A 9,879-nucleotide genomic window follows, 5' to 3' on the forward strand; every position below is an offset into this window, starting at 1 on the left:
ATTCATGCGCACCAGCGCGCCTCAAGTTACCAGCACAACTAGTACGACTAATATCCATGGGCAAAGCAGCCGCCGAAGGCGGCAGTGTGCCCACCGTCCATCCGCGCACGCGGGAAGAATGGTGGGCACGGCGCCTTTGCGATCCGCAATCGTGGAAAGAGCGCGGCTGCGCCTTTGCCCACCCTACGCGGCGGCGCAAGCGGATGGCTCAATGCGCCATCGCCGGCCCGCCGCCGAGCTTCACCTTGCGCAAGGTCAGCGCCAGCGGGATCGCTGACAGCGAGATCAGCATCAGCGCCCAGTACACGTCGACATAGGCCAGCAGCGAGGACTGCATCTGCACGGTCTGGCCGATCCAGGCGAGCGCCTGCTGTTGTGCTTGCACCATCGAGCTGCCGTGGGAGGTGAAGTAGTTCGTCACCTGGTGCAGCGTGTCCTGGTAGGCCGGGTTCGACGGGATCGCATTCTCGACGAGGCGGCTCTGATGGAACTGCGCGCGATGCGCCAGGATGTTGGCCGCCAGCGACACGCCGATCGAGCCGCCGGTGTTGCGCGCGGCGTTGATCAGCGCCGAGGCCTGGTCGGTCCTCTCAGGCGGGATGCCGTTGTAGGAGGCCGTCGTGATCGACAGGAAGATCAGCGGCAGGCCAATGCCGATCAGCATGCGGGATTCCGCGAAGAACCAGAAGTCCACATTGGCGTAGACGCGCGTCAGGTCATACATCGCGAACGCCACGACCGCCGCGCCCGTCATGATCATGTATTTCGGCTGCACCTTGCCGGAGAGCCGGCCGACCACGAACATCATGGCCATGGTGACGAGCCCGCCCGGCGACAGCACGAGACCGGCCCAGGTGGCGGTGTAGCCGAAATCCTGCTGCACCATCTGCGGCAGCATCTGCGTGGTGCCGAGCAGGATCGCGCCGGTCGCCAGCATTACCAGGAAACTCGCGCCGAACTGGCGCGACGCCAGCATGCGGACGTCGACCGTCGGGTTCTTCTGGTTCATCTCCCACGGGATCATGGCGATGAACGCCGTCACGCAGACCGCGGCGGTCACCATGATGAATCGCGAGTCGAACCAGTCGTCCTCCAGGCCGCGATCGAGCATCAGTTCGAGCGCGCCGAGGAAGGTCGCCACCAGAATGAAGCCGACGACGTCGAAGCCATGTGCCTCCTTGCGCCGCTCCTCCGTGACCCCTTGCGGCTCCTCGAGGATCAGCCAGATCAAGAGCATCGCGGCGATGCCGACCGGGCCGTTGATCAGGAAGCACCAGTGCCAGGAGACGTTGTCGGAGAGATAGCCGCCGAGCGTCGGGCCGACCACCGGCGCGACGACCACGGCGACGCCGAACAGCGCGAACGCCTGGCCGCGCTTCTCCGGCGGAAAGGAATCGGCGAGGATCGACTGCGCGACCGGCACCATGCCGCCGCCGCCGAGGCCCTGCATGATGCGGAAGACCAGCAGGACCTGCAGGTTCCAGGCGAAGCCGCACAGCACGGAGCTGGTGGTGAACAGCCCGAGGCACATGATGAAGAAGGCCTTGCGGCCGAAGCGCTTGGCGAGATAGCTCGACGCGGTCAGGATGATCGCGTTGGAGACGAGATAGGTCGTCACCACCCAGGAGGATTCGTCCTGGCTGACGCCCATGCCGCCCGCGATATAGGGCAGCGCGACGTTGGCGATGGTGGTGTCGAGCACCTCCATGAAGGTCGCCAGCGCCACCAGCACCGCGATGATCCACGGACTGCCGGCGCGCGGCGCGGAGAGAGCAGCAGCCTTGCTCATGGCATCAGCCCCGTCACAGCACGGCCTTCAGCCGCTCGTACAGCGACGGCCTGGGATCGACGCGCACGGTCGGCACCACCGACATGCCCGGGCCGAGCGCGACGTCGGTCGGCGGGTCGTCCATCTCGATCTTGACCGGCACGCGCTGCACGATCTTGACGTAGTTGCCGGTGGCGTTCTGCGGCGGCAGCAGCGAGAACGCCGGGCCCGAGCCGGACTGCACGCTCGCGACATGGCCGCGGATCTCGCGCTCCGGATAGGCATCGATCTCCAGGGTCACCGGCTGGCCGGGACGCATCCGGTCGAGCTGGGTCTCCTTGAAATTGGCGGTCACCCAGACCTCGTCGGGCACGAACATCGACAGCGCCGTGCCCTGGGCGGCGAACTGGCCGTCGGCGGCGCTGAGATTGACGACGCGTCCGGGCTGCGCCGCGGTCACGACCGTGTAGGACAGATTGAGCTGCGCCTGGTCGCGCTGCGCCTGCGCCTGGGCGAGATTGGCGTCGGCGCTCTCGCGCTGGGCCTTCAGCGACTCCAGCTGCCGCTGGGCGACCTGCAGATTGGCCTGCGCCGAGGTCAGCGCGGCCTTCGCCTGCTGGAGCTGCGACGTATATTGCTGCTCGCTCTGCACGGTGCCGGAGCCGGTGCGGGCGAGCTGCTGATAGCGGTCGGCCTGCTGCTGGGCGAAGGTCAGCCCGGCCTGGGATTGGTCGACCTGGGCCTGGCCCGCGGTGATCTGCGCCTGCTGGACCGCGATCTGCGCATCGATGTTGTGGATCGCCGCTTCCGCCGACCGCACCTGCGCCTCGGCCTGCGCCAGCGCCGTCTTGTAATCGCGATCGTCGATGCGCGCGATCACGTCGCCGGCCTTGACGTCCTGATTGTCGGTGACCGGCACGGCCGTGATGTAGCCCGAGACTTTCGGCGCGATCGAGAACTGGCGGGCGGCGATGAAGGCGTCGTCGGTGCTCTCGAAATGACCGGCCGCGTCGTAGTAGACGTAGCCGCCCGTCGCCGCCGCGAGCAGCACAACGAGCCCGAGCGCAGCCCCCACAGGATGCCGCCGCAGCAGCCCCCTGCGCGGCTTGTCGTCTTGTTTCCCGCCCTTGGCCTCCGGGGCGTGCGCGGGGTGATCCGGTTGCGGCGCTTCCCTGTCGGCCTCGCGGCGAAGCTCCTTCACGGCGTCGCCACGCCACTGCTTCAGCGCGCGCTCGCGTGCCGGAACGGTCTGATCGGCGGATCTGGCGGGGGGCGTGGACTCGGTGGTGGACGACGACTGCACGGCCATAAGGCGCTCCGAAAAGAACGATACTGTTTCGTTCTAAACTAGGTGACGGTTCTGAACAGGCAAGCCCTTGGGATGGGTTCGGGATCGATAACTTTTCGTGAGCCGGACCTAACATTTCCGTCATCCCGCCATGGGCGCGATCGCGACGGCGTCCGGCATACGCTTCGGGAACTCAACGTGCCGGTTGAGAATTGGCCATGCGGAAGATGAGGGTCGCCGCAGCGATGATCGGCGGGACGACGAAGCACAGGCTGCCGAGCCTCACGAACAGCAGCGCAGCCGACCCGCAGCCGAGTGCGAAGGCCGCGACATTGACCGCCATCTGCAGCAATCGCCCGGGAGGCGGCGATGCGCCCTTGTCGCCGGGATGGATCTTGTCGGCGATATCGATCATCACCTGCGTCGTGGTGCCGGTCATGAGCGTCGAGGGCGGCGCCGTCGGCAGATGGATGCGATGAACGGCGTTCTGGATCGCCATCGCCGCGACCAGCACCATGCCGGTGAGGATCGCCTCACGGCTGTCGCCATTGTGAAACGGACCGAAATGGATCGCGAGTACGGCGCCGACGACGAGCAGCACCAGCTTGACGGCGATCAGGATCTCGAACGCACGCGACCATTTGCGCGACAGCAGCGTGCCGGTCAGCCGCGTCGCGATCACGACGACGCAGAACACCGGCAGCGCCAGCAGCTTGGCGATCGCGCCGGAGGTGCCCAGCGCCAGCGCCGCGCCGAGGGTGACGAAGTTGCCGGTGACATGTGCGGTGAACAGACCCTGCAACGCCAGGAAGCCGGCGGTGTCGACATAGCCGGCGTTGAGGCTGAGCAGCAGCGGGACGATGCGCGAGTCAGTGGGAGCCATGGATCCTGCTTTCGTTGATCAGAGCGAGTCTGTCAGCTTTCCCAATCCCGGCCGCGCCCGATCGAGCACCGCTGCGACCGGCCGTGGCGTGTCGGGGATCACGCCATCACACCGCCCAGCAGGCGCAGCCGAGCGCGCCCCAGAAGCTCTTGAGGTCGGACACCGGCAGTCGGCTCGACCAGGACCGCGCGTGGTCGTGACCGTGCACACCGCAGGCATGGGCGCATCCACACATCTGCATCGCCTGCGCACGCACCTCGTCGGTGTCGTCCTTCGCAAGCCATGCGCCGTAGCCGCCGAAGCGCCGCACCGGCGACCAGTCGGGCATCGCCGGCGGTGGCTCGGCATCGTCCAGCGCCTTGAAGTCGGACGCCGCGTAGACGACGCGGCCGCCAACGATAGTGAGCTCACTCGTGGTATCGGCGATCTCGGTCTCGGCGCAGGCGAAGAAGTCGCGATCCGGCACGATCAAATCGGCGAACTGGCCGACTGCGATGCGGCCCTTTTTGCCCTCTTCGTTGGAGAACCAGGTGACGTTCTCGGTCCACATCCGCAAGGCGGTCTCGCGATCGAGGCAGTTGCGCTGCGGGTACAGCCGCAGGCCGCCGACGGTGCGGCCGGTCACGAGCCAGGACAGCGAGACCCAGGGATTGTAGGACGCCACGCGCGTCGCGTCGGTGCCGGCCGAGACCTTGACGCCCTTCTCCAGGATCTTCTTCACCGGCGGCGTCGCCTCGGCCGCGCCAAAACCGTAGCGCTCGACGAAATACTCGCCCTGATAGGCCATGCGGTGCTGTACGGCGATGCCGCCGCCGAGCGCGGCGATGCGGTCGATCGACTGGTCCGAGATGGTCTCGGCATGGTCGAAAAACCAGTTGAGGCCGTCGAGCGGCGTGTCCTGGTTGACCTTCTCGAACACGTCGAGCGCACGCGAGATGGTCTCGTCATAGGTGGCGTGCAGCCGCCACGGCCATTTGTTCTGCACAAGGATGCGCACGACCTCTTCGAGCTCGCCTTCCATTTCGGCCGGCATGTCCGGCCGCGGCACGCGGAAGTCCTCGAAGTCGGCGGCCGAGAACACCAGCATCTCGCCGGCACCGTTGTGACGGAAATAATCGTTGCCCTGCTTGTAGGACGAACTCTGGGTCCAGCGCAGGAAATCGTCCTTCTCGCCCTTCGGCTTCTGGGTGAACAGGTTGTAGGCGAGCCGGATGGTGAGCTGGCCATCATCGGCGAGCTTCCGGATCACGGCATAGTCGTCGGGATAGTTCTGGAAGCCGCCGCCGGCGTCGATCGCGCCGGTGACGCCGAGCCGGTTCAGCTCGCGCATGAAATGTCGCGTCGAGTTGAGCTGATAGTCGAATGGCAGCTTCGGTCCCTTGGCCAGCGTCGCATAGAGGATGGCGGCGTTCGGCTTGGCGAGCAGCAGGCCGGTGGGATGGCCTTGCGCGTCGCGCACGATCTCGCCGCCCGGCGGCTGCGGCGTGTCCTTGTCGTAGCCGACGGCGCGCAGCGCGGCGCCGTTGAGGATGGCGCGATCATACAGATGTAGCAGGAACACAGGCGTATCGGGTGCCACGGCGTTGAGCTCGTCGATCGTCGGCAGCCGCTTCTCGGCGAACTGATGCTCCGTGAAACCGCCGACCACGCGGACCCATTGCGGCGGCGGCGTGATCGCGACCTGCGCCTTCAGCATCGCCATCGCATCCGCGAGCGAGCGCACGCCGTCCCAGCGCAGCTCCATGTTGAAGTTGAGCCCGCCGCGGATGATGTGCAGGTGATTGTCGATCAGCCCCGGCAGCACGCGGCGACCTTTCAGATCGATCACCTTCGTCTCGGGGCCGGCGAGCTTCATCACGTCCTGCGCGTGGCCGACGGCCGTGAACACGCCGTCCTTGATGGCGACGGCATTCGCCTGCGGATTGCTGCGGTCGAGCGTCGTGAACAGGCCGCGATGCAGGATGAGATCGGGATGGTCGCTCATGAAGCCTTCTCGTCTGGCGCCGCGTGAGGGGTGGTGTCCGCCCGGCCGTGATGGCCGGGCAGCAGGCCAAAGATGTGCGTGGCGCAGGCTGCCTTCTGCCAGGCCGCCGAAAGACTGGTACCGTTCAGGAGCTGCCGGCCCACGGGGATCACCTGCTCTCCGACGAGGATGCCGAGCAGGCCGACCAGCGCCACCAAAGGCGGCGCCGGCGAGCGGACCTGAAGCAGGCTGTAGATCACGCCGACCAGCAGCCCTGCCCCGAGCGAGAGCAGATAGATCTTCATCACCCGTCAGGCCGCCTTGGATCCGCCCTCGGAGGCGTGCTCGCCGAGCGCCCATTTCGAGAAGCGGATCTGGATGCCGTAAGGCGAATGCGCCTTCAGGATCTCCATCATGCCGTCATAGGTCTCGGCGCGCGCCCAGTCCTGCTGCAGCTCGAAGGCGAACTGGCAGGAGGTGATCGGCACCGCGCCGGCCTGCACCGCGCGATCCATCGCGCGATTGTGCGCCTCGAGCGACAGATCACCGCAGGCATCGGCCGGAATGTAGATCTCGTAGCCTTCGCGCAGCATATCGAGCGTCGGGAACAGCACGCAGGCCTCGGTCCAGAGTCCCGCGATGATGAACTTCTTGCGGCCCGTCGCGGCCACCTGCTTGCGGAAGCCGGCGTCGAGCCAGGAGTTCATCGCCGTGCGGTCGACGATGTCATGCTCCGGAAACAGCTCGGTCACTTCAGGCATGAAGGGACCGGAGAACGAATCCTTGGCGACCGTGGTGAGCACCGTCGGGAGCTTGAACAGCTTGGCCGCCTTGGCGACGATCTGGATGTTGTTGAACACGCCGAGGCGGTCGTGCGACTGCACACCCTGATACATCGCCGGCTGGTAGTCGATCAGCGCGACGGCGCAGTTCTGCGGCGTCAGCATTTCGAGCTTGGACATGAGGATCTCCGTGACAGATGTGTGACGCCCTCGGCGTCAGCCCTTGATGAAGGCGAGCAGATCGGCGTTGATGGTCGCGGCCTCCGTGGTCGGCATGCCGTGCGGAAAGCCCTTGTAGGTCTTCAGCGTGCCGTTCTTGAGCAGCTTGGCCGACAGCGGCGCGGAGTCGGCGTAAGGCACGATCTGATCGTCCTCGCTGTGCATCACCAGCACCGGCAGCGAGAGCTTCTTGAGATCCTCGGTGAAGTCCGTCTGCGAGAACGCGACGACGCCGTCATAATGCGCCTTGGCGCTGCCCATCATGCCCTGCCGCCACCAGTTCTGGATCACGGCCTCGGACGGCTTGGCGCCGGGCTTGTTGAAGCCGTAGAACGGGCCGGCCGCGACATCACGGTAGAATTCGGCGCGACGGGTCGCGACCTGGGTCTGGAAATCGTCGAACACCGATTTCGGCAGGCCGCCCGGATTGGCCACGGTCTGCACCATCAGCGGCGGCACCGCGGCGATGATCGCGGCCTTCGCGGCGCGGCTCTCGCCATGACGCGCGAGATAATGCACGACCTCGCCGCCGCCGGTGGAATGGCCGACATGCACGGCATTCTTGAGATCGAGATGCGCGGTCAGCGCGGCGAGGTCGTCGGCATAATGGTCCATGTCATGACCATCGGGAACCTGCGCCGAGCGGCCATGGCCGCGGCGGTCATGGGCGATGACGCGGAAGCCGTGATTGAGGAAGAACATCATCTGCGCATCCCAATCATCCGACGACAGCGGCCAGCCATGGCTGAACACGATCGGCTGACCGGAGCCCCAATCCTTGTAGTAAATCTCTGTGCCGTCGTTGGTTTTCAGAACGGGCATGATCGTCTCCTGGGCTGGGGGCGCACGATCGCACGACGAATTTCGTATCGCGATCGCTCATATCAGGTGCTATGCAGTCTCATGTGCACCTGCACAATGATCCGAGGATGCCAAAGCACTGGCTCCAGAAGGCCAAGGGGTGAGCCGAGGGAATGGCGCAGCAGATCAGATCGACATCGTCAGCCTGGATGCGCGGCGTCGCGAGCACGCTGACGGAGCAAGGTCTGGATGCGGCGGCGCTGTTCGCCGAGGTCGGCCTGTCGATCGCGGATCTCGAGGATTGCGATCACCGCTGGCCCACCGAGGCGTTGAGCCGGCTGTGGGTGCTGGCGGCCGAACGCTCCGGCAATCCCGATATCGGCCTGGTCAATGTCGCAGCCCCACGCCCTCACAATTACGGCGTCGCCGGCTATGCCATGATGTCGAGCCCCGATCTGCAGACCGGGCTGATGCGGCTGATCCGCTACATGTGCCTCGTGAGCGATGCCGTCACGATCACACTGGAGGACGGTCAGGGCGGCCGCTGGGTGCGCGCCGACGTCTATGGCGGCGAATGCCCGATCCCGCGGCAGCGCTACGACTACGGCATCATCAATCTGCTCAATCTGTGCCGCTGGATGCTCGACCGCCCGCTGACGCCGCTCGCGGCGCGTTTCTCGCATTCCGTGCCGCTGTCGATCGCGGCCTACAACAGGGCCTTCCAGTCACCGCTCGAGTTCGATGCGCCCTTCAACGGCTTCCTGGTCTCGCATGAGGACCTCGCCTGCAAGCTGACGACCGCCGCACCCGAGCTGATGCCGATCCACGATCGCATCGCCGACGAGGCGCTGGAGCGCCTCGTCAAGACCGACACCGCGCATCGGGCGCGCGCCGCGATTGCCAAGCTGCTGCCGGACGGCAGCCCGTTGCGCTCGTCCATTGCGGCGGCGCTCGGGCTGAGCGATCGCACCTTCCAGCGCCGGCTCGCCGAGGAAGGCCTGTCCTTCAGCGACCTCGTCGACGATACCAGGCGCGAGCTTGCCCAGCGCCATCTCGCCGATCAGCGCCTGTCGCTGACCGATATCGGCTATCTGCTCGGCTACGCCGACCAGAGCACCTTCTTCCGCGCCTCCAACCGCTGGTTCGGCGAGTCGCCCGGTGAATACAGGGCGCGCATCGGCAACGGGCATCTGCGCGAGATCGAGGCCGCCCACGACAAGTGAGCGACGACGCGGCTCAGAACATGCCGTTGGTGTTGGCCGACTGCTCGGGGATCGGCTGCACCGAATCCCAGTGCTCCTCGATCTTGCCGTCCTTCAGGCGGAAGATATCGACGATCGCGTTGCCCCGGGTGCCGGGCTCGCGGATCGCATGCACGCGCAGGATGACGAAGTCGCCGTCGACCAGCACCTTCGTGATCTCGCTATGAGATTGCGGGAATTTCGTCTTCAGGAATTCGATGAATTTGCGAAAGCCTTCGGGGCCGTCCTCGGCGCCCGGATTGTGCTGGATGTAGGTGCCGAGATATTTCGAGGCGGCGGCAAAGTCCTTGCGGTTGAGACCCTGCTCATAGAAGTCGAGCACGATCTGCTTGTTGCGCTCCTCCTCGGCCGAATAGGCGCGCTCGGCCAGCGCCGGGGTCGCAACAAGGCCGGCGAACGCAGCGACCAGAGCTGCGGCGATAGGTGCTCTCATTCAATCATCCCCCTGATGCTGGGCCCCGAACGCGATGATGGACGCCCCGTCTCCGCCTAGCATGATCGGACGCAGTCACGCGGATCGACGGCAGCCCGCCGTCTCAAAACCGTGTGACCTCAATAGAACCGGTGGAGATGATGCACCGGGCCGTGACCATGGCCCACCGTGAAACGGTCGGCGGCCGCGATCGCGCCAGAGATGAAAGCCTTGGCATTCCGCACAGCGGTCTCGAGATCTTCGCCCTTGGCGAGCCCCGCGGCCACCGCCGAGGACAGCGAGCAGCCGGTGCCGTGCGTGTTCCGCGTAGCGACGCGCGGCGCCGGCAGCGCGATGCTGGTATCTGAGGTGATCAGGTAATCGGTGCTCTCGGCGCCCTGCCCGTGACCGCCCTTGATCAGCACGGCCGGACAGCCCAGCGCCAGCAGCCGGCGGCCCTGCGCCGCGATGGCCTCATTGGTCCCCGNGATCGGCTCGCCG

The 9,879-nt window shown here is 66.1% G+C and carries 10 protein-coding genes; 1 reads left to right on the forward strand and 9 read right to left on the reverse strand.

Annotated elements, in window-relative coordinates:
* Positions 1 to 208: 208 nt before the first annotated feature.
* The 7 genes from BRAS3809_RS26290 to BRAS3809_RS26320 form a co-directional block, all read right to left on the reverse strand.
* Entirely contained in the window at positions 209 to 1,789 is a 1,581-nt protein-coding gene (locus BRAS3809_RS26290; RefSeq protein WP_008965049.1) for a DHA2 family efflux MFS transporter permease subunit, read from the reverse strand.
* A 13-nt stretch (positions 1,790 to 1,802) separates the two neighbouring features.
* A complete protein-coding gene (locus BRAS3809_RS26295; protein ID WP_008965050.1) occupies positions 1,803 to 3,077 on the reverse strand; it encodes an HlyD family secretion protein in 1,275 nt (424 codons plus the stop codon).
* Between the two features lie 172 nt (positions 3,078 to 3,249).
* Positions 3,250 to 3,939 (reverse strand): YoaK family protein, encoded by a 690-nt coding sequence (locus BRAS3809_RS26300; protein WP_008965051.1) that lies wholly within the window; start codon positions 3,937 to 3,939, stop codon positions 3,250 to 3,252.
* A 106-nt stretch (positions 3,940 to 4,045) separates the two neighbouring features.
* A complete protein-coding gene (locus tag BRAS3809_RS26305) occupies positions 4,046 to 5,923 on the reverse strand; it encodes an amidohydrolase (RefSeq protein ID WP_008965052.1) in 1,878 nt (625 codons plus the stop codon).
* Positions 5,920 to 6,207, reverse strand: a complete 288-nt coding sequence (locus BRAS3809_RS26310; protein ID WP_008965053.1) for a XapX domain-containing protein — start codon at positions 6,205 to 6,207, stop codon at positions 5,920 to 5,922. The genes BRAS3809_RS26305 and BRAS3809_RS26310 overlap by 4 nt, the downstream gene beginning before the upstream one ends.
* Before the next feature lie 6 nt (positions 6,208 to 6,213).
* Positions 6,214 to 6,864 carry a hydrolase gene (locus BRAS3809_RS26315; RefSeq protein ID WP_008965054.1) on the reverse strand — a complete coding sequence of 217 codons (651 nt, stop codon included), beginning with the start codon at positions 6,862 to 6,864 and terminating at the stop codon, positions 6,214 to 6,216.
* A gap of 36 nt (positions 6,865 to 6,900) precedes the next feature.
* A complete protein-coding gene (locus tag BRAS3809_RS26320; RefSeq protein WP_008965055.1) occupies positions 6,901 to 7,725 on the reverse strand; it encodes an alpha/beta fold hydrolase in 825 nt (274 codons plus the stop codon).
* 152 nt (positions 7,726 to 7,877) lie between these two features.
* Here BRAS3809_RS26320 and BRAS3809_RS26325 point away from each other — a divergent pair, with 152 nt between their 5' ends.
* On the forward strand, positions 7,878 to 8,927 hold the full coding sequence (locus tag BRAS3809_RS26325) for an AraC family transcriptional regulator (RefSeq protein ID WP_008965056.1): 1,050 nt from the start codon (positions 7,878 to 7,880) through the stop codon (positions 8,925 to 8,927).
* Between the two features lie 13 nt (positions 8,928 to 8,940).
* Here BRAS3809_RS26325 and BRAS3809_RS26330 read toward each other — a convergent pair whose 3' ends face one another.
* A complete protein-coding gene (locus BRAS3809_RS26330; protein ID WP_008965057.1) occupies positions 8,941 to 9,399 on the reverse strand; it encodes a nuclear transport factor 2 family protein in 459 nt (152 codons plus the stop codon).
* Positions 9,400 to 9,518: 119 nt separating this feature from the next.
* Positions 9,519 to 9,879, reverse strand: a 361-nt coding sequence (gene thiD / locus BRAS3809_RS26335; protein ID WP_035658753.1) for a bifunctional hydroxymethylpyrimidine kinase/phosphomethylpyrimidine kinase, incomplete at its 5' end; no start/stop codon positions are given.

Source organism: Bradyrhizobium sp. STM 3809, from assembly GCF_000239795.1.
Classification (GTDB): domain Bacteria; phylum Pseudomonadota; class Alphaproteobacteria; order Rhizobiales; family Xanthobacteraceae; genus Bradyrhizobium.